The organism is Veillonella parvula, assembly GCF_002005185.1.
Taxonomy (GTDB): Bacteria; Bacillota; Negativicutes; order Veillonellales; family Veillonellaceae; genus Veillonella; species Veillonella parvula_M.
This window is the reverse complement of the sequence record NZ_CP019721.1, coordinates 429,728-453,799: the sequence shown is the minus strand read 5'-3', so window position 1 is coordinate 453,799 and position 24,072 is coordinate 429,728. Positions and strand designations below refer to the sequence as shown.

Below are 24,072 nucleotides of genomic sequence, written 5' to 3'. Positions count from 1 at the left end.
AGTATACTTGAGGTCAAGGTGGTGAAAGTATGAAAATCGGTGAATTTTCAAAATTGGTAGGACTGTCTATTTCTACATTGCGATATTATGAGGATCAGGGGTTCCTTCACATCGAGCGACAGAACGGCATTCGCAATTACCATGCGGAGGACGTGGGTTTTGTACAGTTTGTTAAACGCTTGAAAGACATGGGGATGCCGCTTGTGAACATCAAGCGATATGCGGACTTGCGGTATGCCGGAGCTCATACGGCCCGTGAAAGAATGATACTGTTGCAGGAACACTATCGGTTTATTGAGGCTGAAATCAAACGATTGGAAGGCTATAAGAACAATCTTGAAGATAAATTGAAGTTATATGAAACTTTAGTAAAGAAAAATGAGATTGAGTAGTTTTGTATTGTAGATATTATATAGCCATTGTATTAATATGAAGCCAGTGGTCATCATATCAATATAGAGCTCGGTTTCCAAGGTATGGTATAATACTTTCATTATGTAGTGAAAAAGGAGATCTAAATGGCAAATTTACCTAACTGCCCTAAGTGTGGCGATGAGTACACATACGAAGACGGCCATATGTTTATCTGCCCTATGTGTGGCAACGAATGGACAGCGGCTGATGCACAAGCTGCAGCTGAAGCGGGTATCATTCGCGATGCTAATGGCAACGAGCTTGCTGATGGCGATACAGTTGTTGTTGTAAAAGACCTCAAAGTAAAAGGTGCGGGTGTATTAAAACAAGGTACGCGCGTAAAAAATATTCGACTCATCACCGATGCAAGCGACGGTCACGATATCGATTGTAAAATCGATGGCTTCGGTGCGATGGCATTGAAATCTGAAATGGTTAAGAAAATCTAATCTAAGGAATCCCTACCGATAAAAATTCGGTAGGGATTTTTTCGTGGTATAATCAACTTATAATGCATATAGTATGAGAGTATTTAGATGAGAGGAAACTATGTTTAACCGTGTTATATTGTTGGCTTTATTAGTGTCTGTGATGAGTCCTATTAGTTCTATAGCTGCAGATATAAAGCCTGCGGACAAGCGTAATTATGAATTGCAACAACAGATTTCTTATAATGTGATCATTCCACCAGAGGCTTTTGAAACGAGTGCAGATGGAACATTAATCGTTCCTATAGAGATTAAGACGGATGATAAGGGTAATATTGTAGCTGTTGAAGCAGGTCCTAATAATTGGAAACTAGATCGTGAAGCGTACCCTATCTTTGAGGAGGCTGCTAAAGAAGCGGCTTGGAATACTAAACATGTTGATACTGATGAAGCGCTTGTTGTAACGATTCCCGTTAGTATTGTCATGCTACCTGATACTAATTCTAAGAAACGATAAAGGAGGGCTTATGGAAACTACGAAAGATTTAGAGAAATATACTTATGATCTTCTCGCTGAGCGTGGTGTCACATTAGATGACATTGCAGAGCTTGTTTTTTACGTACAAAAACCGTATATGCCGAATTTAAAACTAGAAGAGTGTCGCACAAGTGTGGCTTCTGTACTATCTAAACGCGAGGTGCATAATGCGATTATTACGGGTGTAGAGCTTGATAAGTTAACGGAGCAGAATAAATTATCTCAGCCATTGCAACGCATTGTTGCTAATGATGAAAGCCTGTATGGGATTGATGAAATTTTAGCCTTTTCCATCGTTAATTTATATGGGTCCATTGGCTTTACAAACTATGGCTATTTAGACAAGGTGAAGCCAGGTATCATCAAAAAACTAGATAGCGAAGAAGGGGGACGCTGTAATACATTCCTCGATGATTTGGTAGGTGCCGTAGCGGCAGCAGCGGCAGGAAAATTGGCACATAATGAACCAAATCGCGTGCAACATGCTATAGCAGAAGAATAGAAGTCCATTATATATCTACTTGTCGATAAAGTATGAGGTGGGCTTCGATGACTCATTGATAACACTTTCACAATAACTTGATGACACTTTCACAACAACATGATAATAATGTATAGAGTTGCTAGATACTATTGATGGTATAAAGAATAAAGAGTATAAATAATAAAGAGTATAAATAATATTGATTGGAAATAAGTACTTTGTTTTGTAGCCTATATACAGGAGGAGCTATGCAAAAGGTTCTAGTAGTTATCGATATGCAAAATGATTTTGTAGATGGTGCCCTTGGTTCATCGCAAGCACAGTTAATCGTAGATAATGTGCGTAAGAAAATTGAAAGCTTTGATGGTCCTATTATCTTTACTCGCGATACACATGATAGGGATTACTTGGAGCGTCAAGAAGGGAAGCTTTTACCAGTGCCACATTGCGTGAAAAATACCGAGGGATGGCATATTGTAGACGGCTTGATCGAGGCGGCGGAGAACCGTAAAATTATGAGCCCCGTATCCTTTGTGGATAAACCCAATTTCGCATCTTTTGAATTGGTGAATCGACTAGAGGGGATGAATACCGTTAATCCTATCGAGTCTATTACTCTCATCGGCTTATGCACGGATATTTGTGTTGTTTCCAATGCAATCTTGTTGAAAGCAGGCTTGCCAGAGATTCCTATTCATATTGATTCGAATTGCTGTGCTGGCGTAACAGAGGAGTCCCATCAAGCGGCATTAACAACGATGAGAATGTGTCAGTGCATTATTGACTAATTTGTAGATTAAATTTATATAAAACTATGTGTTTTTGCTGATCAAAAGTCACATAACAATTAACTAATTAAAGGCTGTAGGAGTTCCTATGGCCTTTTTATGTTCGTCTTTTATATTGACGTTTTTCTATATAATGTGTACAATTAGATAAAGAATGATAATTCATATCAATTTGTTAGCTAAAAGATTATATCCTAACTTCTGGTTACGTTAGGATAATCAGTCTCTTCTTAAAGTATATATGCTATGCTAGTAGATTGATTCTATATTACCGATGCAGGTGCATCGAATCGCTTTCACAAGAACGATGATACGAAATAGTTAGCATTGTTCTATGCCCTAAATTTAAGGAGGACTACTATGAAACCTTTCGAACTCGCACCATTACCGTATGCTTATGATTACCTTGAGCCTGTTATCGATGCTGAAACAATGAAATTGCATCATGACAAGCATCATCAAGCATATGTTAATAATTTGAACGCTGCCATCGCGAAATATCCTGATCTTCCGTATGGTTGTGTAGACTGCATTCTCGGCGATATTGCTAATGTGCCTAAAGATATCCGTCAAGCAGTTATCAACAATGGTGGCGGTCACAAGAACCATACCATGTTCTGGGAAATCATGACAAAACCAGATACTTCTAAATTGCAAGGTCCTTTGAAAGAGGCTATCGACGCTGAACTTGGTGGCTACGATGCTTTTGTTGAAAGCTTCTCTACTGCGGCAGCTACACGCTTTGGCTCCGGGTGGGCTTGGCTTGTAGTTAACAAAGATGGCAAGCTAGAAGTGACATCCTCTGCGAACCAAGACAACCCTCTATTGGAAGGTAAAAAAGCAATTTTATGTTTGGACGTTTGGGAACATGCATACTATTTGCACTACCAAAACCGTCGCCCAGACTATATCAAGGAATTCTTCCGCGTTATTAACTGGGACAAAGTTTCTGAAAACTACGAAAAAGCATTGAAACCACATCATGATTAAGTGGTACACTTGTTAGAAACAGAAACAGAAACAGAAACAGAAACAGAAACAGAAACAGAAACAGAAACAGGCATAATAATATAATGTAACGTAAATACCGGATAGTTGGTCTACATGATCGATTATCCGGTGTTTTATTACTGTTATTTCATCTTATAAATAACTTTCAAAAGTATAGCCATGGATACAGATTTTCTAATCGATATCGTTTATCATAGAACCATAGGTCATTACATATAGACCTTTTACCGTAAATAAATAGCCTCATATGTGTGATATACATATATAGAGGGATGATACTATTTTATAAGTATAGTATAGAAATTTTTGACACGAGGGGAACAAAATGGAAAAGAAATTAGATTTATCCAAATCTGTATATGATTTGGTAAAAGAATATCCTGAAGTAACAGATATTATGAAGGAATTAGGATTCAGCGAAATCACAAATAAGGTGATGTTGAATTCTGTTGGCAAAATCATGACTATCCCAAAAGGGGCTAAGATGAAAGGTGTATCCATGATTGATATCGTGGGTGCTTTTATGAAAGCTGGTTTTACCTTAGAAGGTGACATGCCAAACCTATCGGGTGATGATGCGGAATCTACGGGTCATCCTGGCGTGGCACCTACTGCAGCGGTTACAAAGTCTAATGTTACGGATGCATCTGCTAAGGTAGCTTCTAGTACAGTTGCAGCAGACGCAGTAGAAATAAATGCAGCAGCATCTACTACAGCGAAAGCTAACACGGAAGAAAATTCCGAAGCTAAGGCTGAAGATGCTGTTCAAGATAGCGAACGTGTAGAGCAACTTAAAGGATTCCTGAAACGTTTAGGCACAGGCGAAGACCTGGGTGCCGTTCGTGAAGATTTTGCTAGTCAATTCGCCCATGTTGAGGCTAGTGAAATTATGAAAGCTGAGCAAGGTCTCATGCGTGAAGGTACACCGTTAGCTGAGGTGCAACAATTATGTGACCTTCACTCCGCCTTGTTCCACGGTTCTACCATTCATGAACAAATGGAGTCAGAACATGCTAAGGTTGAGGCTGTGCTAGAGGCTCAAGAGAAGAGCAAAAGTGTGGTGTCCTTGATTGAAACTGTAGGACATCCACTCCATCAATTAACAGAGGAAAACAAGGCTCTTGATGCGTTAATTGAATCCATTCGACCTAAGGTGGCAGATAAAACGGCAACCGTTGATGATGTAAATGCAGTGCGTCAAGTATCTGTTCACTATGCTAAGAAGGGTGACCTTTTGTATCCGCATTTGAAAGTAGCCTATGATATTTCTGGTCCATCTATGGTCATGTGGACTGTTGATGGTGATATTCGGGACCAACTAGGTGATTTAGCTAAGTCTAGCCAAAGCGTAGATGATTGGTATAGACGTTTTGATGAGCTTCTTACACGTGCGCAAGAAATGATTTATAAAGAACAAAATATTTTGTTCCCAATCTGTGCAGAAAACTTCAGTACTGAAGAGTGGTACCAAATCTACAAAGATACAGCACAGTATGAAGAAATCTTTGGGGTAAAACGCACTGCTTGGCTAGAGGCTGAAACCGCATTAGCAACACAAACAACAAAAGCAAGTAGCGATGATAATACCATTGCTCTAATCGGTGGTAGCTTGACTGTGGATCAATTAAATGCCATGCTTAATACAATGCCAATGGAAGTAACCTTCGTTGATCACGAAGACATTAACCGTTACTTCAACGATGGTGAAAAGGTCTTCAAACGCCCTACGACAGCTATTGGTCGCGATGTGTATTCCTGCCATCCACCAAAGGTAGAACCAATCGTACGTGGTATCATTGATTCCTTCCGTAAAGGTGATCGCGACAATGTAGCTGTATGGCTTGAAAAACAAGGTCGTCCGTTCTATGTTAATTACATGGCTGTTCGTGACCAAAACAATAACTATATTGGTACATTGGAACTCGTACAAGACATGCAATTTGCAAAAGATCATTTCGCTAGAACTAAATAAGACCCTATATATGTGGTAACCTGAATAGGTAACATATATGAGACATATATAGAAAAGTAAGACATATATAGAAAAAAGGCTGCTCTACACGATTTGGTGGTAGAGCAGTCTTTTTGTATGCCTTATAGTTTACCGCACATACATCGCTGTATGTACTAAGGTTGTGTAGGGGATAGTATGATTGGATACAATTACTATGCTTAATATGACTGATATGTTAAATATTTCTAATAATGCTGTGGGTAGCGGTTTTTATGTTTTCTAGGCTTGTAGCCAAGTTCAGACGTACAAAGGTTGCGTAGTTTTCGTCTCCGAACCATTCGCCAAAGCTTGGTGCGAGGTGGCATTTGTTTTCAAATAGGTCGTGCATATCTTCGGGCTTTACATAGGCACTAAAGTCAATCCACGCTAAATAGGTGCCATCCATAGGGCTGATGCGGATTTTTGGTAATGCCGTACAAAGCTCTCGGCATAGATATTCATAGTTTTCACGAACCATGGCCAGTACATCTGTTAACCATGCTTCGGCCTCTGGGTGAGTGTAGGCTGCTGTGATGGCAGTTTCGGCAATAACGTCTGAGTCCGTATGGTATACATGAGCTTTATAGGCGTTGAATTGGCTTCGTAGCTTTTCGTTAGGAATGATAACCTCTGCGTGGTGCAAGCTAGCCATATTGAACGACTTGGACAAGGAGGACATGGCAATCATGTTATCTACATAGGCTCCGCTCTTTACGGTTAAGGATGATGTAAAGGCTGTTGGGCCTGTAATAAGGTCTTGATGGATTTCGTCGCTTATGATGAGCACATGGTGGCGCTTACAGATGCCAAATAATCGGCCCATCTCCTCTTCCGTCCACACATGGCCCACAGGGTTGTGTGGGTTGCAGTGAATGAACAGCTTCACATCGTGCTCGATAATTGCTATTTCAAAGGTCTCATAATCGACAGTATAGCGATTATCTTCGTTCCGTTTCATCGGAACTGCGATGATGTGACGTTGTGCATCGCTGGCGCTCGTATCAAAGGCGCCGTATACAGGACTTAGAACGGCGATGGAATCGTTTGGTTTTGTGAAAGCCCCAATACACCACATAATACCGGTAATGACATTGGGGGTGCTAGCGAGCCATTCTTCTTGAAGATTACAATGATGACGACGTTTATACCAGCTTATAACAGCCTCTATATAATTTGGATTTGTCATAGTATAACCTAACGGATTGGCTTTCACATAGTTACAGATGGCATTTTGGATGCACTGAGGTGGCATAAAGTCCATATCGGCTACCCATAGTGGTAATAGGTCGGTACGAGTGAATTTTAAATGCTCACCGTCCCATTTGCGGGAATGAGAACCGTGGCGGTCTATATAGTATTTGCTAGTGAATTCTGCTGTGTTCATAAGAAACCTCATATAAGGATATACCTTGGCTTTTATATCTTTAATTCTTATATGTATATTTAATTACGAAATAGATATTTCTATTCCGTAAGGTGTATCTCTAATTCTTATTACTGTATCTATTATCAGTATACATGCATCCTATTATATGTAAATGGACTTGTATAAAATCTATGCAATCCTTGCATGAATAGGGGCTATATTCGTATACAAAAGGTGTTATATTTGCTTGACTGTTGGGACTTTCACAATTTAGAATATACTATAGAATAGTGTGAGTCTGACCAGTGACCACACGTCTATCGAATGGTTACAAAAGATAAATGTTAGCAGCATGTGGCGGCGTCCCTATGTGAGAGGGCTCATCGGAATGCTTAGGTGCATGCAACGCTGTAAGTATAGTATACTGGATCCTTGTTAGGAGGCATGTGCCATGAGTAACGAATTAAAACCACTACATTTTGATGCGGATTATACGATGGAGGAAGCGCTCGCGGAGGCGAAACGTTGTCTAAATTGTCCAAAACCTTTATGCCGTATGGGTTGTCCTATTGAAAACGAAATACCTCGTTTCATCCAAGCTATCGCACGTGGTAATTTTGGTGAAGCTAATGATATCTTGGCGGAACGAACAAATTTACCGTCTATCTGCGGTCGCGTGTGCCCACGAGAAAATCAATGCGAAGGCAACTGTATCATGAATAAGGCGAAAAAACCGCCTATTAACATCGGTAAATTGGAACGCTTCGCTGCTGACTTTGAAAGCATCAATGAACTTCGCAAACCTAAGAAGATTAAACAAGATCTTGGTAAGGTAGCGGTAGTAGGGTCTGGTCCTGCAGGTTTGTCCGTAGCAGGTGATGTGGCTAAACTCGGTTATGAAGTAACCGTATTTGAAGGTCAATCTGAACCAGGGGGCGTACTCTTATTTGGTATTCCGGAATTCCGCTTGTCTAAAGCCGTTGTACGTCGTGAGATCGCTCGTCTTGAAGGGTTAGGCGTTAAGTTCGTATGCAATACATTTATCGGCCAAGATAAAACTTTGGATGATCTCTTTGCTGAAGGGTATGATTCTATCTTCATCGGTACTGGTACGCATATTCCTCAAGACGTGCGCATGGAAAACGATGAAGTACCTGGTGTATTCCAAGCAATGTACTTGTTGACGAATGTACAATTGGCAGAAAATGGGGAACTTGATGAAAATCAAATTCCTGTTAAAAAAGGTGACCGTGTTATCATCATCGGCGGGGGTAACGTAGCGATGGATGCGGCTCGTACATGCGTACGTTTAGGCTGCGAAGCGGTAACAGTAGCATATCGTCGTAGCCAAGAACAAATGCCAGCCTTGTTGTCTGAATACGAAGAGGCCCGTGCTGAAGGCGTTCAATTCCAATGGTTCGCTTCTCCAGTAGGCGTAGAAGGTACAGACAAGGTAGAAGGCTTCAAATATGAAGTGATGGCGCTTAATGAAGATGGTGCAGGTATCCACGGTACTGGTAACTTCCAAGTCATGCCTGTTGATAAAATCATTATCGCCGCAGGTCATAAACCAAATGCTCGTCTTGTAGGTGAAGGTAATAACTTAAAAGTAGATGAAAAAGGTTATATTATTACATCTGAAGATCCATATGGTATGACTAGTCGCGAAGGCGTATTTGCAGGTGGTGACGTTGTTCATAAACCTGCTACCGTAGTATTGGCTATGCGTGAAGCTAAAAAAGCCGTTGATGGTATGGTTAAATACATGGAAATCAAAAAAGCACAAGAAAGCGCAAATCAATAATTTTATATAAATACATAGAAAGGACTATACAGTTCAGCTGTATAGTCCTTTTGTATTGTTAATAGACTTATTATTTCTAAATGTATTTTAACAATATTGCGTATTTACTATATATCGCATTTACTATATATCGCATTTACTTTATATCGTATAGTCTTCTTGTATTATGAATAGAACTAGGTAATTTTATAAATCAAGTGTATGCATAATGTATGAATACTGTATAAAATTTGCAATATATAGATAATACCTGTATTTTTGATTTGCTATCTGTATTTTTAATGATAATAACTTTTATATATACTAAAATTCCACGAAATGATGAAATCCTACGCAATGAAATCTGCATAGTACAAAAGCCTTAACTAAAATGATTTACACATTAGTTTTTGTTAAGGCTTTTGTGTTATCGCTTTTCAACCACTACTAGGAAATGATTGAGCCCAGATTTATAGTAAAGGCATAAATATGTGTTGAGGGAGAAAGTAGATAGAGGTTGGCATGAATCCTATCGTATGTTGTCAAGATCTACAAGTTCGACAAGAAGTTCACAAGCTTGGTGTATTGATTTTACTTTGGCGCAGACAATTGGGAATGACTCAATATCAATTGGCAGATAAATCTGGTTTAGCCCAATCTTATATTAGTGACCTTGAAAGTGGTGCCGTAGATCCTCGGTGGTCCACAATTTATAGAGTAGTGTATGGACTTGGAGAAATGAATATACAAGATTTTTTGAATGGGCCGCAAACAATTAGAAGCCTAAAGATTCATTAATGATGATGACTTCCATAGTTTGCATATTGCGCATCTTTTTATAGTAAATCGTTAATGCATTGCATATACGGTCTGGAGAACCACAGTCATAGCATTTCTCTTCTAATGTGGCACATGGATTGAGAGAGCTCTTTTTGTTCTTTTTGCTGTTGAGCGGAGCGGCTACATTTCGTGCGCGATAGATGGCGGAAGCTAAATCTGGCGTGATTTTGTTGATGCCTAGCACAAAAAATACCTCCTGAGAGCCGAATAAAGAGGCTGCAACACGATTACCCGTACCATCGATATTCACCATCTCTCCCGTCTGAGCAAGAGCGTTGACTGAGGTGAGGAATACATCACGGCCCATGGTGCGTAATGCGGTGTCGCGGAAGCTTTCACCGGGAAGCGGACGTTGAATATCTGTTATGTCATCGTTGACCTGGGCTAAGACATCATGAACCTTGAGCTCCAATAAGGTGTGAGAATCACCGATGGCTACACGTTTATTTTGAATACGGCCTTTTAAATAGGAAATAGCTTCTGCGCCTGTTTCAAAATAATGAACTACAAATTTATTTCGCTCCAAGGCTTTAATCGTTTTCTCTATGTCTATAGGCGTTTCGTTATTTTCTGGATTTATAACGGCGTTGATTGTTGTCTCAGTATTTGCCATAAGCCCTCCTAAATGAGTGTATAAGGAATATAAATTGGCATTTTGCTATCCGTATTTTATTTCTATTATTGTAGCGTGTATGTGTAAAGAGTTCAATTATTGGTATGTAGTTCGTAGATAAAACTTATTTGAGGCGTTAGGTTTTAAATTAAAAAATTAGGAATCTAATCCAATCTTATATTTAAAATGATAAAAAGTTGGAATGAAATCCAAGTTGATAGTTAAAATTGAGAAAAGTTGGAATGAGTTCCAACTTTCACAAAAGAGTATAATACTAGGAATGATATGTTAAGAAATAATTTTTACTTTTACCAATAGGTTGAATTTGCTATAATAATAGTATTGATATGGCGTAAAGCCAATGTTAAGGAGGCAAAAATCGTGGATTTAATTCAAAAATTAAAAGACCAAGTAAAACCATTAGGTAAAAAAATCGTGTTGCCAGAATACAAAGATGAACGCGTATTGAAAGCAACTGAAATTATTTTGAAAGAAGGTTTTGTAACACCTGTACTCGTTGGTAATCCTGCTGAAATCGCTGAGGCTGCTAAAGCTGTTGGTGTATCCATCGAAGGTGCTGAAATCATCAATCCTGCTAACTACGATCGTTACCAAGAAATGGTTGATACATTCGTAGAATTGCGCGCTAAAAAAGGTATGACTCCTGAAAAAGCTGACGCAACTATGAAAGGCGATTGCTTGTTCTTCGGCGCTATGCTTGTTCGCCTTGGCGCAGTAGATGGCATGGTTGCTGGTTCCGCTTGCCCAACAGCAAACGTATTGCGCGCTGCATTGCAAGTTGTAGGTACTAAACCAGGTCTTAAAACTGTATCTTCTTCCATGTTCATGTTCACAAGCAAAAAAGAATATGGCGACGACGGTATGCTTGTATTCTCTGACTGCGGCGTATTGCCTAATCCAACTAGCGAACAATTGGCTGATATTGCAGAATCCACTGTAGAAAAAGCTCGCAAAGTTGTTGGCATGGCTGACCCTCGCGTATCCATGTTGTCCTTCTCCACAAAAGGTTCCGCTTCCACTCCAGAAGTAGATAAAGTGGTTGAAGCTGTTAACATCTTGAAAGAACGCAACGTTGATTTCAAATTTGACGGCGAATTACAATTGGACGCTTCCATCGTTCCTTCCGTAGCAGAAAAGAAAGCTCCTGGCTCCAACGTAGCTGGTAAGGCTAACATCTTGATCTTCCCTGATCTTCAAGCTGCTAACATTGGTTACAAATTGGTACAACGCTTCTCCGGCGCTGATGCTCTTGGCCCATTGATTCAAGGCTTGGCTAAACCAGTTCATGACCTTTCTCGTGGCTGCTCTGCTCAAGACGTTGTAGACGTTGCCGCTATCGCTGCTATTGAAAGCATCTAATAGTTACTCACACAATTATATATAAACATATGTCATATATATTTTGATATGCTGAAAGCTGGCTCTATGGGGCCAGCTTTTTGTATGTTCAATATATATCTATGTATTTTTATATTCATTACTTTATGTTATTTTCTACAGCATTACCATTGTTGTCATGTTACTTTCAAATTCGTAGCCACTGCGACAGACAGAATCCATGGTTGATCGTATAGTATAACTATAAGAATATAGATCGGCGTAAACCATTGGAGGTGTATCTTATGAGTTTTGAAACTATTAATAAATCCATGACCGTAGCTGATGCGGTTAAAGTAAATCCAGAGTTAATGGATGTATTAGCAAAAGATGGAATTGATTTTTGCTGTGGTGGTGGACATCCTTTAGCAGAGGCTATTGCAGAAATAGGTAAAGATGTGGATGCATACATTGCTATGTTAAATGATGTACAAGTTGCTCAGAAATCTTCTCGTGCAGAGGTGCTTAGTTATTCTAAAGACCAATTGATTGACTACATCGTTCATACCTATCATCGAGAACAATTGAATATGATTGATGAAATTGACCAAGGACTGGCAAAACTACTAAATGTACATTATGACCATCATGGTGAGGAATTGACAAAGATTTATCAAACCTTTTTGCAACTCAAATCCGCTCTTGTACCTCATTTCCGGCATGAAGAACATGTAGACTTTCCTGAGTTTAAAGCGGGTAAACCAATAGACTTTGATGAACTTCGGGCTGAACACGAAGCTGCAGGTGTACTTTTGGAATCCTTAAGTGCATTGACCAACCAGTACACAGCACCAGCAGATGGCTGTGCTACTTATGTCTATGTATTTAAGACCATGAAAGCCTTAGAAGAAGGCCTGCATGAACATATTTTCTTAGAAAATTCTGTTTTGTTTGACATGAAATAGATTATAATATCATCTGTATAATGACAAGAAGCTATTACAAAATGGCTCCTTGTATGTAGTAAAGACACCAATCGAATGGTTGGTGTCTTTTGTTATCTTGAGAATCATGAGTTTGTAGCTATAGTATGGGGAAATACATCATTTGCGTAAATTCATATAGAAGGTGTATGATTAAGTTAACTATATTTGATTAATATCTTTAATCAATATATTGAGTAAATGCACTTGATATATACAGGTGTAGTTATGTTTGAAGTCGTGAAAAGGAGAGGGCTATGATTTCTGTATTCGACACAAATCCTGTTGTTTTTGAAAGTACGGATCGTATATTGACGGTTAGTTACAATGGTGTACTCTGTAAAGATTCGAATGGACAAGTTATAACTGACATTGATTTTGATGATGTAAATGAGCTTCATCTTACAAGATATTTAAATTCAAATAGTAACTATTCGATTATATTTAGAGACCATAATTGGAAAAATATAGAAGGTCAAGATTTAGATACTGACCGTACAGATTATAATACTGGTCATAATATTCGTGAAACCAAAGCAATCATTGCTGCCTTTGCTCGCCATAAATTGACAGCGGACTTCCCTACAAATTTAGACACCCTTCAATTGCCACTAGATTACTCCTATATGGGGAAACGAGAAATTACCATTAAAAACGGTGTTATCTCGAATGGTAAGGTAGATATTCCTATTAATGAAATTCGTCGCGTAGTATGTGCATCTAATGGTACAATTAGTAAACTATTAGTATATAAAGAAGAAAAACCTAGTTCTTTCTTTAAAAAGATTTTCGACAAATGTGATATGAAAATTACGTTGAATGCCATTACGTTGCCTTTGTTGGAAGCTATTGTAACACGCAATACTGGTCATGGTATCGACTTCTCCCGCGGTAATGGGTTTGATCAAAAGGATTCCAACTATATTATTATTCGCTATCTTGACTCTGGATTCTTCCTTGAAAAAGATGGTACAGCAACAACAGAATGGCAAAAAACTGCGGCGGAAACAACGGCAAAATTTAATTATGATGTGAAAACATTATTAGTGTAATAAAGATTTTTAATTTAAATTAGGAGATTCCATGTCTGTATATCAATTTTCCCTGCCTACTAAGTCTGGTGAATTACAATCCTTACAAACTTATGAAGGTAAGGTTCTTATCATTGTTAACACGGCGAGCAAATGTGGATTTAAATTATCTCAATGGTATCGATCCTAATTATTTAAAGGACGATGAGGTAAAGTGGAACTTCACTAAGTTTGTTATAGATCGTAAAGGTAATGTGGTAGGGCGCTTCGAGCCTGTTGTAAAACCGATGGAAATGGAAGCTTTCATTAAAAAACTCATTTAGTAGAGTCATTAGTATGGTAAAGAAAAGAACCGCTAGTTTTTGTAACTAGCGGTTCTTTTGCGTATATAAATATATATATATTTATTTTTTTATTTTGGTTTATACATAGTAATGTAAGGTTTTATGTGAATAGGAAATAAAAATTTCCTAGGAGATTTTTGTATCTTTATGAGCTTAAAGTATGCTTTGAGGCTCATCCTCAAAGATAAATCCCGTCATTGATAGGGAGCCCAAACTATAGGTTTGATTAAATACAGTCGGTTTTGCACCTTCACTAGCGCCCATAATATAAATTAGTGGTAAGTAGTGATCTGGTGTAGGTGCTGCATAGCTAGCCTGAGGATGTCGAGTGTAATTAACAATAGCATCTATATCGTTTTCTAAGACGGCCTTAGAAATGTATTGGTCAAACTCAATTGTGGCAGAGGTGCCGGATGGACTGTCCCATTCTATGCGTCTTAGATTATGAACGATATTACCGCTGCCCATAATAAGATAGCCTTCATCGCGTAATGACTGAAGTTTTACGCCTAATTGATAGGCTTCTTTTGGGCTTAGGTATTTATTGATAGATAGTTGGACAACTGGAATTGATGCATCAGGGAACATGTGAACTAACACAGTCCACATGCCGTGATCGATACCCCAAGTGTCATTTATAGAAACGGAGTTACCCAGTAATTTTTGTACTTCTTTCGTTAAATTGCTGTCACCCTTTGCAGGATATACAACTTCGTAGAGTTCTTGCGGAAATCCATACATATCGTAAATTTGTTTTGGATTCTCTGTGCTTTGAACATAGGTGCCATCTGCATACCAATGAGCAGAGATGGCACCTATGGCTTTTGGTTTGCCATAGTTGTTAATTATATTTTGTCCTATACTTTTGAAAGTATTTGTTGTTTCTGTATGTTCTAACGCCATCATAGGGCTGCCGTGACCGACGAATAGTGTAGGCATGCGTTTCATAATATCACCTAATCCTTCAATTGATAATGTGTAATCTGTTTAATGCTGTAAAATTGATACAATTGTTTAGCTATAAAGGTTGATGACTAAATCTAATAGTTATTGATTCACCAACCGATAATTGTATTTAGTTAGTGAGTTTATTATATATTGGTGCAAATATTTTGAATAGTAGAATTATTTGAGATAGGTACTATCAAATATGATAGAATTGTGATATTTACTGATTAAAATATTTTCAAAAATTTTTGTACCCTAAAAAAAGATACTATAAAATACTTGCAATTCTAAAAAATTGTGATATGATTTGAACTACATTAAGTGGAAATATTTCTAATACCGAAATAGAAATTGTAGTATAGCTATAAAGAGTAGCATAGTTATAAATGTTAATTTTGTTATAACAAGCTACTTAAGCTAGATATATAAGGAGAATGATAATGGCAGAGCAACTCGTAAATGTTCATGATCTAGTTGGCAGATGTCCTTTTGCAACGAGCCAAAAGTTATTGGCTGGCAAATGGTCTTTGTTGATTATGCATGAATTATCTGAAGGTCCTGTGCGCTTCCGTGAACTAGAGCGGAGATTACATCCAATTACACAAGCTACACTTACAAGAGCGTTGCGCCAAATGGAAGATGACGGCCTTGTACATCGTGAAGTGTATGGAACCATTCCACCAAAGGTTGAATATAGCCTTACCGAAGTGGGAGCTGGTTTTAAAACTGTATTAGCTTCCCTTGAAAACTGGGGTAACCAATATATCGACTATATGAAAGCCGCTGGCCGCATCTAAGAAATGCCAGCGGCATTTCTGCCCTTATTATGATATATATGGGGCACTATATATTTGATAGGACATTAAAAAGTCCTTTATATGTGTCATGAATAGCCATTTGTTTATGCCATGCATTTAGAAAAATATGGTATAATAAAAAATACGAATGATATAAATTCTCAATAAATTAGAGGTATTGATAATAATGTTACATGTTACTTTTTTAGCGCATAGCGGATTTCTCGTAGAGGATGGTAAGCGTTGCTATGTGTTTGATTATTATAAGGATCCTAATAATATTGTTTGGCAGTTGGCTAAACGAGGTCGTGAACTTTGGTTCTTCGTAAGTCACATTCATGGAGATCACTTTAACCCATCCATTACGGAGTTTGATGGTCCTCAAACGCGCTATATTTGTCATCAAGATGTGCCGTTAGAGGGCAAGGTAAAAAAATGTATTACCATGCGCCCTGGCCAAGATGCACTATTAGATGATGTAGGCATCCATATGTATGGCAGCACCGATGAAGGTGGTTCTTTTTACGTAAAGACAAATACGGCGAATATCGACTCTGACTCTATCTTCCATGCAGGCGATCTTAATTGGTGGCATTGGCTTGGCGATACGCCAGAAAACAATGCGGATGCAAAGCGTATGGCTTGGCGTGAGTTCAAGGAATTAGACGGCTTATCCGTAGATGTAGCGATGTTCCCAGTAGACAATCGTTTGGAAGACGCTATGGAGTGGGGTAGTATTGAGTTTTTGCGCCGTGTACAGGTGAATAAAGCCTTTATTCCAATGCATTTAAATGGTCCATTATGGGCACCGTCTGTATACTTTAAAGCTCTCTTTGGGGAGGTGCCGATTTGGGAACCTCAAAAAGATGGCGATGAGGCTACTTTTTAGATTGTAGATATAATTTGTGAAAGTCCGTAGGCCTCGAGGTCACTACGTTATATAGGGATAGTCTATATGCGTAATTGAGTAAGTTAGGATCAAGTGATGATGAAAACCAAACCAGTGGCAACCACCCTATTGGTTGTCATGGCTATTATATTTTTAATTTCATATCCGCAACGACATGATACATTTTGGGCCTTTATCATGCATATCTCTGGAGCAGCTATGATAGGTGGCCTCGCGGATTGGTATGCAGTAACGGCTCTCTTTACGAAGCCTTTAGGTATTCCTTTCAAAACGGCAATCTTGCCGCGCAGTAAGGAACGATTAATTCAGATAGGCCGCACTATGCTCAGCGAAGAGCTATTGCGCGTGCCACAGATGTATTATGCTATCAAAAAAGAACGCGTTATGGTCCGTATCGTTGAATACGGCATGAGCGATGTGGGACAAGTTCAAATTCGAAATCTCTTGTACGGTGTGGGCAATCAAGTTTTATCTCATATGGATATTGAACCGATGCGCCAAGAGATTAATAAGGCCATTTATAAGGGGGTTACAAACTGGAAAGCAACACCCCTTGTTATTCTCTTTGGTCGTTGTATGCTAGAACGTCACACAGCAAGCGTGTTTTGGCTTTATTTTAACCGCACATGTCAGCGTGTTATCGCATCAAATCAGGTATATCCCTATTTGTATCGCGTCATGCTAGACATTATGAAAACTTATACAAAGGATTCTTTCTTTCGTGAATTGGCCATCGCCTTTGGCGGAGATGGACTTTCACCAGAACGATTGGTAGAAACGGTACAGAAAAAGGCCGTTCAATTCTTGAAGGAAAATGAATCTATTGACTCTGCATTGGGACGCTATGTATGGGGCCAAGCTATTCGCTTTTTCAATAATTTGGAAACTAATACAGAGTGGCAAGCTTTCATTGAAGAACATAAAAATCAGTGGATTAGAATGGTTCTTGAAGAATGGGAAGGCAAACTTATCGATGGGGATACATTGGATTGGAAACGCCTCATGGACATCGTTATGGAGCGCTTTAATGTGCTCGGTACCGAAATTTTGTTGAATCCAGACAAGCAGGCGCCTTTTGAGCGGTTCTTCTTGTTGCGTAGTATTCCGTGGTTGCAGAAATTGAACCCCCTCATCGACAGTGTGGTAGGTCAAGAATTATCCCGCTATTCGCCTGATGAAATCACTCAAATTGTTCGCGGCAAAATGTACTATGACCTTCAAATGGTGCGTATTAATGGTTCCCTTATAGGGGCTGTCCTTGGCGGCATCTTATACGGTTTGACCATCATTGTAGAGGGGGTGCTCAAATGATTAGTTATTTGAAATCCCTTACCTTGAAACAGCGTGCTAATGGCATTCTAGGCTTGACTGCCGTATTGTACTGCTTTGCTTTCGTAGGACAATTTTTCTTTGGCTATGAAAGTTGGTATCAACCGTTGTACTGGGCGGTTCAATCTGCCCTCATCGGCAGTGTGGCTGACTGGTTTGCTGTAACGGCTTTATTTCGCAAGCCACTAGGCTTCCCATATCATACAGCGCTAATTCCTCGCAATAAAGATCGCCTCATTAATGGTGTCATTAAACTTGTAGAGACGAAGATGCTTACCAAGGAGCGTTGTAAGGTATTATTGAAAAATGTGCAATTTGTGCCATTGTTTGAAAAGTTCTTGTTGTCTCCTGAGGGGCAGAGAGCAGCGCGCCTTGTGATTCATCAAGGACTACACCTTTTATGGAAATCTCAAACTAATGAAGAATGGGCACAATGGGGGGCAAAACGCATTCGCGGGTTGCTTCAACAACATTCTCTCGTGCCTGTTTTGAAACACGTATTACTCGATTTATGTGAGCATAATCGCTATGAAAGTATGGTTGTGCAAGTTTTAAACGTGATTCAAGAACGGATTAATCATCCAGCTATGGTTACCTGGCTTACCGCTGTCGTAGCAGAAGAGGCACATAAGAAAAAGCGAAAAGGCTTCTGGTCTGATTTCCTTATTTCTATGTCCGAAGCTACCGATGTAGTAAACTATCAAGAAATGGCAGAGGCTATTGTCCAAGAGGCCTATGCTATGTTGGAAAGTTGGAAACGACCCAATAGCCCTGAACGAACAGCTTGGTTGCGACAATGGGTAGAACCAATTCGTAATATTGAAGAGAACCATGAAGTCTGCGATGCTCTTGATGAAGCGTGGGAACGTTGGATTCGCGAACAAGATTGGGAATCTGTTATCGAAAACCATTTATGCCCTTATATAGAAGAATTATTGCTCATAGGGGATGAAAATGGGGAGACGCCAGCTCAGGTTTTAGTCAATATTGCTCTTGAATTATGGAATGTATACGGTCAATCAGAAGATCTTAGAAATCGTATTGAAAAAACCTTACACGATATTGGCGACTACGTACTTGAACAAGGGTATGACCTCATTGAAACTATCATACGTCAAGTATTAGGTGGCCTCAGTACAGATAAATTTATTTACTTTATTGAATCTAAGGTGGAGGATGATCTCAGCTGGATTCGTATTAATGGCGCTATTGTTGGTGCTGTAGCGGGTCTACTTGTATGGACCTTCCTAGAATATGTATATATGCCGTTTTGGCAACAATTTGTAGGCTAAAGTTAATTATCTGTAATAAGTTGCTTTAAAACTAAATACATAAAAACTAGCATATAGAAGGAGCTTCTATATGCTAGTTTTTTATGGTTTAATTAATTTCTACATTATGGGCTTTTTGGATTAAAATTGATATAGAAAAGGGACTGACCAATGGTCAGTCCCTTTTATGTTATTCTTCCGTTGTGTTGTACGGCAATCGCACTGTAAATGTAGTCTTTACTTGTGGTTCACTCGTGGCCGTTACTGTGCCATGGTGTAAGTTAATAACTTTATTTACAAAGTATAGACCTAGACCTATACCGTGATTAGATTTTTTGTTTCGCGATTGTTCCGTCTGATACATACGATCCCAAATATGATCCAGGGCTTCAGGTTCGATGCCAATACCATTATCTGTTACGGTAATGACTAAGTCTCTGCCTACGAGTTTAGCCGAAATATCAATAGTAGAGTTTGTAAACTTAATGGCATTGTCCACTAGGTTTGTGATAGCTCGACGTAATGATACTTCGTGAGCATTCATATGTAAATTAGGCTCAATGTGAGATGTAATCGTAATCTGTTTATCTGTATTTTCTGTACAAAGTCTTGTATAGTCGTGCACCATATTGGATAACATCAATGATACATTGACAGGTGCAAAGCTTAGACTTTGTGCATTTTCAAGGCGGGCTACATCAAGCAGTTGGCTTACAAGATTAGTCATGAACTTGGCTTGCTCTAAGATATGTGTTAAACCTTCCCGTAGATCTGCTTCCGTACGACCGTATTTTAAAGCAAATTCACTTTCTGCTTTAATAACAGCAATTGGTGTTCTCAATTCATGAGATACGTCAGAACTAAACTGTCTTTCACGATTGGAAGAATCCTCAAGACCTGAAATCATACGGTTAAACGTTGTGGTCAGTTCGTAGATTTCATCTCTTGCCGTGCGAGCAGGGATGTCGATACGACGGCTCAAGTCGTTGTTTTTACCGATGACTTTAGCTGTTTTCGTCAAAGTTCGGACGGGCTTAAGTCCTTTTTTGATAAAAAGATAACCACCTAGGGAGGAAATTAGTAAGAAAATGATATTTCCTAATAATAGGCTGTATAAAAGGTTTTCCGTCTTTTTAGAGGCTATTTTTACTTTTGTAACAGCACGCAAAATACCACGATAGTTTGGTTCATTGACAGGCGTATCGTAGTAGTAGAAGGTATCGTCACCTGCAGCAATTTCACCAACTTGGCCTAAGGAAAGAATTGTTTGGTTTGGAAACCCATCTGGCAAGGCTCCTTTAATAATATAACCGTCTTGAGTTGATACAAAGAAGAATGTATTATCTTGGTACGGTTTAAACTTGCGGATATCCGTAGCCATAATCATCGCTTGCTGCTGTAAGCGCTCGCGCACTTCTTTGTTGTCGGATTCATGTGTATATGCGTAAATCCATGCGGATGCAACCATCAAAATGATAAGCAAAAAGATGGTATACCACGACATAATTTTAAAGGTTAGGGGCAGCCGATTAAATAAATCGGTGGCTGCCCCAGACATGGTATCTAGATCTCGGTGAGGATCATTAGTTTTCTGTTTTGAGGACATACCCTACTCCACGAACCGTTTGAATGAGTTTTACATTTTCATCAGTATCAATTTTCTTGCGCAAATCTTTAATGTATACGTCGATAAGGTTAGAGTAGCTTTCATAATCGTATTCCCAAACATGGTCAAGGATTTGTTGACGAGATAATACGATATTTTCGTTACTTGCTAAATAGAATAATAGGTCGAATTCTTTTGCAGTCAATGTAATTGTTTCGCCGTCGCGTTTAACTGTACGTTGAGGAACATTGATGGTAAGTGGACCTACATGGATATCGTTTTGTGCATGACGCGCATTACGACGAGCTAATGCATAAATACGAGCAGTTAACTCTTCAAGATCGAAAGGCTTTACAAGATAATCATCTGCACCAGTGTTAAGGCCTGTAACTTTATCTTGCAAGGAATCCTTTGCTGTTAAAAGCAATACAGGTGTTGTATTACCGTCGTTACGCATTTGTGCAAGAGCACTGATACCATCGAGGATTGGCATCATAATATCCATTACAATAACGTCATAGCTGGATGTGTTAACGTAATCGATCGCTTGTTGTCCGTTGAAGCATGTATCAACTGTCATATTCTCTGCACGTAAATATTTAGCCGTGATACCATTCAGCATTTCTTCGTCTTCTACAAGTAAAATTTTCATTCTCTGTTCTCCTTATGTATGATTTAAAAATATAGCTCTCCAACTACATTAATTATAGTCATTATATATATATAAACTTCCTTTTTTTGAAAGCTACAACACCATATAAGGTGACTATATATATAATATTATATAACTTATTTATCTATTATCATACCTTATACAATAGTAATGAGCAAAAGATGAATGTACATGCGAGTTTACAAGACTTTTCTTCATCTTTAAAAGCCTTAAAAATGGTGAAAGACAGAAACTTAATGAATTCTGCTAATGAATAAAATCTAACTATATCGAAGATTGCCGTATGCGCATAGATGAGGATGATTTTATCGATTTTAGATGATGTGCGATAAATCACTAAAAAAACTTATGATAATTATTATCACAGAAATAAATGCTTGTTATGAACGGAGAAATACGATAATTTTCGATGATTAAATTCGAGGTAAATTTAGTAGGAATTTAATGGATATTAATTATTAGGAATGGTTAGCAATAATTAAAAAGCTAGTGTTTATGCGAATTCTATAGATACCAAAGGAAATAAAAACATAGAAAAATTTCGGAACCGAACTACTTTCGTAAAATCCTTAACTTCTTGTAAAAATTATTCATATAGGTAATTTTTTGACTCCTTTTTTTACCTTAAAAATGCTAAGTGAAATAAATTATCAATTAGATTAATCAAAATTAATTATGCATAATAGGGTTTAGACATGACCTGAAATGCTCTCTATAATTATAGGTAAAGAAATAAGAAAAATCGCATAAGTATGGGGTTTTTCTTGAAAGAAAAATGATTAGGTTATCAAAAATTTTTATAAGTTTTTGAAATGAGATAGTCTAACAGGTTTCTTATTAATAGGTAGTTATGAGGAGGTCATTATGGAACAGTTTGATGTTCTAGTAGTAGGTAGCGGTGGCGCCGGCATGCGTGCGGCTCTTGAAGTAGGTCGTCGCAAAGGCTTAAAAGTAGCTCTTATTACTAAAATTTTCCCAACTCGCTCTGCAACAGCAATGGCGCAAGGCGGTGTAAATGCATGTTTGAACAACGTTGCAGCTGAAGATACAGTTGAAACTCATACTTTCGATACTGTAAAAGGTTCTGACTATCTTGGCGACCAAGATGCAATCGAATTCTTCTGCTCTCGTTGTCCAGAAGGCGTACTTGAAATGGACCACATGGGTGCTCCATTCTCCCGTACTGAAGAGAATAAAATTGCGCAACGTAACTTCGGTGGTCAATCCTATCCACGTACTTGCTACTCTGCGGATAAAACTGGTCACGTTATTTTGCACACAACTTACGAACAATGCTTGAAAGAAGGCGTACACTTCTTACAAGAATGGTATCTTTTAGATCTTGTTAAATCTGCAGAAGGTCACGTTGGTGGCGCTGTTGTGTGGAACATGAAAGAAGGTCGCGTAGAACAAATTAAAGCGAAAGCTATTATCTTGTCTACTGGTGGTGCAGGCCGTATCTTCTGGACTCGTACTACAAACCCATTCCTTTCCACAGGCGATGGTATGGCAGCAGCATTCCGCGCTGGTAACGGCTTGAAAGATATGGAAATGATCCAATTCCATCCAACTGGTCTTGGTCGTACTGGTATCTTGATGTCCGAAGCGGTTCGTGGTGAAGGTGGTTACCTTCTTAACGCTGAAGGCGAACGTTTCATGAAAAAATATGCGCCTAACAAAATGGAATTGGCATCTCGTGACGTTGTAGCGAAAGCGATCGAAGATGAAATCGCTGCAGGTCGTGGTTTCGGTTCTGGCCTTAACGCATATGTAGTAGCTGACCTTCGTCACTTGGGCCCTGAAGTTATTATCGAAAAACTTCATGGTATCCGCGACTTAGCTATGTGCTTCGAACATTGCGATCCATTGACTCAACCGGTACCTATTCGTCCTACATGTCACTATACAATGGGCGGTATCGACGTAGTGGATTACAAAACTTGTGCATGTGAATTGCCTGGTTTGTTCGCTTCTGGCGAAGCATCTTGTATCTCTATCCACGGTGCGAACCGCTTGGGTGGTAACTCCTTGGCAGACGGCGTAGTATTCGGTAAAGTATCCGGTGCTGGCGCAGCTGATTATGCTGAAACACATGAACAACCTAACGTAGATGCGGAACTTGCTGCAGCTGCAAAAGCTTGGGAAGCTCGTTTCACAGAAGTAACATCCCGTGAAGGCGGTCGTCCGGTTGTAGAAATCCGCGATGCATTGGCTGATGCAATGTGGAATAAAGTAGGTATCTTCCGTAATGAAGAAGGTATTACTGAAGCCTTAAAAGAAATCGAACAATTGATTGAAGATTATAAAACTTGCTATGTAGGTGACCCTGAACGTACTTACAACATGGCATTCGTAAACTATTGTGAAATCGGCTCCATGTTAACAGTAGCAAAAGCTATTGCTATGGGCGCTTTACACCGCCGTGAATCTCGTGGTGCTCATATACGTGAAGACCATCCTAAACGTAATGATGAAAGATACTTAAAACATTCTTTGATCAAATTAGGTGCTGACGGTCAATACGAATTAACAGAACGCGACGTAGTGTTCACTAAATACGAACCACAAGAAAGGAAGTACTAAG

General features: G+C 38.9%; 22 protein-coding genes and 1 pseudogene. 18 read left to right on the top strand and 5 right to left on the bottom strand.

Translation table 11 applies throughout. The features are described from left to right. The first annotated feature begins 29 nt into the window (after positions 1 to 29). The 7 genes from B1A77_RS02225 to B1A77_RS02195 all read left to right on the top strand — a co-directional run bounded on the left by B1A77_RS02225 (position 30) and on the right by B1A77_RS02195 (position 5,635). Entirely contained in the window at positions 30 to 392 is a 363-nt protein-coding gene (locus B1A77_RS02225) for a MerR family transcriptional regulator (protein WP_008714715.1), read from the top strand. A gap of 126 nt (positions 393 to 518) precedes the next feature. Further along, entirely contained in the window at positions 519 to 863 is a 345-nt protein-coding gene (locus B1A77_RS02220; RefSeq protein ID WP_004698208.1) for a zinc ribbon domain-containing protein YjdM, read from the top strand. A gap of 100 nt (positions 864 to 963) precedes the next feature. After that, on the top strand, positions 964 to 1,359 hold the full coding sequence (locus B1A77_RS02215; protein WP_077707786.1) for a hypothetical protein: 396 nt from the start codon (positions 964 to 966) through the stop codon (positions 1,357 to 1,359). Between the two features lie 10 nt (positions 1,360 to 1,369). Continuing rightward, entirely contained in the window at positions 1,370 to 1,882 is a 513-nt protein-coding gene (locus B1A77_RS02210) for a phosphatidylglycerophosphatase A family protein (RefSeq protein ID WP_024061508.1), read from the top strand. 230 nt (positions 1,883 to 2,112) lie between these two features. Further along, entirely contained in the window at positions 2,113 to 2,652 is a 540-nt protein-coding gene (locus tag B1A77_RS02205) for a cysteine hydrolase family protein (protein WP_077707785.1), read from the top strand. A gap of 360 nt (positions 2,653 to 3,012) precedes the next feature. Further along, complete coding sequence (locus B1A77_RS02200; protein WP_077707784.1) at positions 3,013 to 3,642, top strand: superoxide dismutase; 630 nt, start codon at positions 3,013 to 3,015, stop codon at positions 3,640 to 3,642. 346 nt (positions 3,643 to 3,988) lie between these two features. Continuing rightward, positions 3,989 to 5,635, top strand: a complete 1,647-nt coding sequence (locus B1A77_RS02195; RefSeq protein ID WP_077707783.1) for a DUF438 domain-containing protein — start codon at positions 3,989 to 3,991, stop codon at positions 5,633 to 5,635. A gap of 217 nt (positions 5,636 to 5,852) precedes the next feature. Here the strand turns inward: B1A77_RS02195 and B1A77_RS02190 are convergent, their stop codons facing one another. Beyond that, complete coding sequence (locus tag B1A77_RS02190; protein WP_077707782.1) at positions 5,853 to 7,040, bottom strand: MalY/PatB family protein; 1,188 nt, start codon at positions 7,038 to 7,040, stop codon at positions 5,853 to 5,855. Between the two features lie 433 nt (positions 7,041 to 7,473). Here B1A77_RS02190 and B1A77_RS02185 point away from each other — a divergent pair, with 433 nt between their 5' ends. Both B1A77_RS02185 and B1A77_RS02180 read left to right on the top strand, forming a co-directional pair. Then, positions 7,474 to 8,826, top strand: coding sequence for an NAD(P)-dependent oxidoreductase (locus B1A77_RS02185; RefSeq protein ID WP_077707781.1), 1,353 nt, complete (start codon positions 7,474 to 7,476; stop codon positions 8,824 to 8,826). Positions 8,827 to 9,327: 501 nt separating this feature from the next. Then, a complete protein-coding gene (locus tag B1A77_RS02180) occupies positions 9,328 to 9,603 on the top strand; it encodes a helix-turn-helix domain-containing protein (RefSeq protein ID WP_004694625.1) in 276 nt (91 codons plus the stop codon). On the opposite strand, the gene B1A77_RS02175 is transcribed toward B1A77_RS02180, so the two are convergent. After that, positions 9,581 to 10,258 carry a lactate utilization protein gene (locus B1A77_RS02175; protein ID WP_077707780.1) on the bottom strand — a complete coding sequence of 226 codons (678 nt, stop codon included), beginning with the start codon at positions 10,256 to 10,258 and terminating at the stop codon, positions 9,581 to 9,583. The genes B1A77_RS02180 and B1A77_RS02175 overlap by 23 nt on opposite strands. Positions 10,259 to 10,639: 381 nt before the next feature. Here B1A77_RS02175 and pta point away from each other — a divergent pair, with 381 nt between their 5' ends. From pta to B1A77_RS02155, 4 genes and pseudogenes are all read left to right on the top strand, one after another. Then, entirely contained in the window at positions 10,640 to 11,638 is a 999-nt protein-coding gene (gene pta / locus B1A77_RS02170; protein WP_077707779.1) for a phosphate acetyltransferase, read from the top strand. 263 nt (positions 11,639 to 11,901) lie between these two features. Then, positions 11,902 to 12,561 (top strand): DUF542 domain-containing protein, encoded by a 660-nt coding sequence (locus B1A77_RS02165; protein WP_077707778.1) that lies wholly within the window; start codon positions 11,902 to 11,904, stop codon positions 12,559 to 12,561. Positions 12,562 to 12,836: 275 nt separating this feature from the next. After that, positions 12,837 to 13,631, top strand: coding sequence for a hypothetical protein (locus B1A77_RS02160; RefSeq protein WP_077707777.1), 795 nt, complete (start codon positions 12,837 to 12,839; stop codon positions 13,629 to 13,631). A 31-nt stretch (positions 13,632 to 13,662) separates the two neighbouring features. Next, positions 13,663 to 13,933: pseudogene (locus B1A77_RS02155) on the top strand (hypothetical protein). Between the two features lie 174 nt (positions 13,934 to 14,107). Here B1A77_RS02155 and ygiD read toward each other — a convergent pair. Further along, complete coding sequence (gene ygiD / locus B1A77_RS02150) at positions 14,108 to 14,902, bottom strand: 4,5-DOPA-extradiol-dioxygenase (protein WP_021148720.1); 795 nt, start codon at positions 14,900 to 14,902, stop codon at positions 14,108 to 14,110. 440 nt (positions 14,903 to 15,342) lie between these two features. Here ygiD and B1A77_RS02145 point away from each other — a divergent pair, with 440 nt between their 5' ends. From B1A77_RS02145 to B1A77_RS02130, 4 genes are all read left to right on the top strand, one after another. Then, positions 15,343 to 15,699, top strand: coding sequence for a winged helix-turn-helix transcriptional regulator (locus tag B1A77_RS02145; protein ID WP_004694640.1), 357 nt, complete (start codon positions 15,343 to 15,345; stop codon positions 15,697 to 15,699). Positions 15,700 to 15,886: 187 nt separating this feature from the next. After that, positions 15,887 to 16,588: an MBL fold metallo-hydrolase gene (locus tag B1A77_RS02140; protein ID WP_077707776.1), complete on the top strand. Its 702-nt coding sequence runs from the start codon at positions 15,887 to 15,889 to the stop codon at positions 16,586 to 16,588. Positions 16,589 to 16,684: 96 nt separating this feature from the next. Next, entirely contained in the window at positions 16,685 to 17,920 is a 1,236-nt protein-coding gene (locus B1A77_RS02135; protein ID WP_004694645.1) for a DUF445 family protein, read from the top strand. Beyond that, a complete protein-coding gene (locus B1A77_RS02130; RefSeq protein WP_060918951.1) occupies positions 17,917 to 19,230 on the top strand; it encodes a DUF445 domain-containing protein in 1,314 nt (437 codons plus the stop codon). The genes B1A77_RS02135 and B1A77_RS02130 overlap by 4 nt, the downstream gene beginning before the upstream one ends. A 169-nt stretch (positions 19,231 to 19,399) precedes the next feature. Here the strand turns inward: B1A77_RS02130 and B1A77_RS02125 are convergent, their stop codons facing one another. After that, a complete protein-coding gene (locus tag B1A77_RS02125; RefSeq protein WP_187658827.1) occupies positions 19,400 to 20,815 on the bottom strand; it encodes a sensor histidine kinase in 1,416 nt (471 codons plus the stop codon). Continuing rightward, the gene (locus B1A77_RS02120) at positions 20,793 to 21,467 is read right to left on the bottom strand and encodes a response regulator transcription factor (protein WP_004698139.1); all 675 of its coding nucleotides are present in this window, start codon (positions 21,465 to 21,467) and stop codon (positions 20,793 to 20,795) included. Before B1A77_RS02120 ends, B1A77_RS02125 begins: the two co-directional genes overlap by 23 nt. Positions 21,468 to 22,352: 885 nt before the next feature. On the opposite strand from B1A77_RS02120, the gene B1A77_RS02115 reads away from it, so the two are divergent. Then, positions 22,353 to 24,071: an FAD-binding protein gene (locus tag B1A77_RS02115; RefSeq protein ID WP_004698304.1), complete on the top strand. Its 1,719-nt coding sequence runs from the start codon at positions 22,353 to 22,355 to the stop codon at positions 24,069 to 24,071. The last annotated feature ends 1 nt before the right edge of the window (position 24,072 follow it).

Bases quoted from the DNA above. Each gene is read 5' to 3' on its own strand.
- B1A77_RS02225 (WP_008714715.1), top strand. From the start codon at position 30: ATGAAAATCGGTGAATTTTCAAAATTGGTAGGACTGTCTATTTCTACA.
- B1A77_RS02220 (WP_004698208.1), top strand. From the start codon at position 519: ATGGCAAATTTACCTAACTGCCCTAAGTGTGGCGATGAGTACACATAC.
- B1A77_RS02215 (WP_077707786.1), top strand. From the start codon at position 964: ATGTTTAACCGTGTTATATTGTTGGCTTTATTAGTGTCTGTGATGAGT.
- B1A77_RS02210 (WP_024061508.1), top strand. From the start codon at position 1,370: ATGGAAACTACGAAAGATTTAGAGAAATATACTTATGATCTTCTCGCT.
- B1A77_RS02205 (WP_077707785.1), top strand. From the start codon at position 2,113: ATGCAAAAGGTTCTAGTAGTTATCGATATGCAAAATGATTTTGTAGAT.
- B1A77_RS02200 (WP_077707784.1), top strand. From the start codon at position 3,013: ATGAAACCTTTCGAACTCGCACCATTACCGTATGCTTATGATTACCTT.
- B1A77_RS02195 (WP_077707783.1), top strand. From the start codon at position 3,989: ATGGAAAAGAAATTAGATTTATCCAAATCTGTATATGATTTGGTAAAA.
- B1A77_RS02190 (WP_077707782.1), bottom strand. From the start codon at position 7,040: ATGAACACAGCAGAATTCACTAGCAAATACTATATAGACCGCCACGGT.
- B1A77_RS02185 (WP_077707781.1), top strand. From the start codon at position 7,474: ATGAGTAACGAATTAAAACCACTACATTTTGATGCGGATTATACGATG.
- B1A77_RS02180 (WP_004694625.1), top strand. From the start codon at position 9,328: ATGAATCCTATCGTATGTTGTCAAGATCTACAAGTTCGACAAGAAGTT.
- B1A77_RS02175 (WP_077707780.1), bottom strand. From the start codon at position 10,258: ATGGCAAATACTGAGACAACAATCAACGCCGTTATAAATCCAGAAAAT.
- B1A77_RS02165 (WP_077707778.1), top strand. From the start codon at position 11,902: ATGAGTTTTGAAACTATTAATAAATCCATGACCGTAGCTGATGCGGTT.
- B1A77_RS02160 (WP_077707777.1), top strand. From the start codon at position 12,837: ATGATTTCTGTATTCGACACAAATCCTGTTGTTTTTGAAAGTACGGAT.
- ygiD (WP_021148720.1), bottom strand. From the start codon at position 14,902: ATGAAACGCATGCCTACACTATTCGTCGGTCACGGCAGCCCTATGATG.
- B1A77_RS02145 (WP_004694640.1), top strand. From the start codon at position 15,343: ATGGCAGAGCAACTCGTAAATGTTCATGATCTAGTTGGCAGATGTCCT.
- B1A77_RS02140 (WP_077707776.1), top strand. From the start codon at position 15,887: ATGTTACATGTTACTTTTTTAGCGCATAGCGGATTTCTCGTAGAGGAT.
- B1A77_RS02135 (WP_004694645.1), top strand. From the start codon at position 16,685: ATGATGAAAACCAAACCAGTGGCAACCACCCTATTGGTTGTCATGGCT.
- B1A77_RS02130 (WP_060918951.1), top strand. From the start codon at position 17,917: ATGATTAGTTATTTGAAATCCCTTACCTTGAAACAGCGTGCTAATGGC.
- B1A77_RS02125 (WP_187658827.1), bottom strand. From the start codon at position 20,815: ATGTCCTCAAAACAGAAAACTAATGATCCTCACCGAGATCTAGATACC.
- B1A77_RS02120 (WP_004698139.1), bottom strand. From the start codon at position 21,467: ATGAAAATTTTACTTGTAGAAGACGAAGAAATGCTGAATGGTATCACG.
- B1A77_RS02115 (WP_004698304.1), top strand. From the start codon at position 22,353: ATGGAACAGTTTGATGTTCTAGTAGTAGGTAGCGGTGGCGCCGGCATG.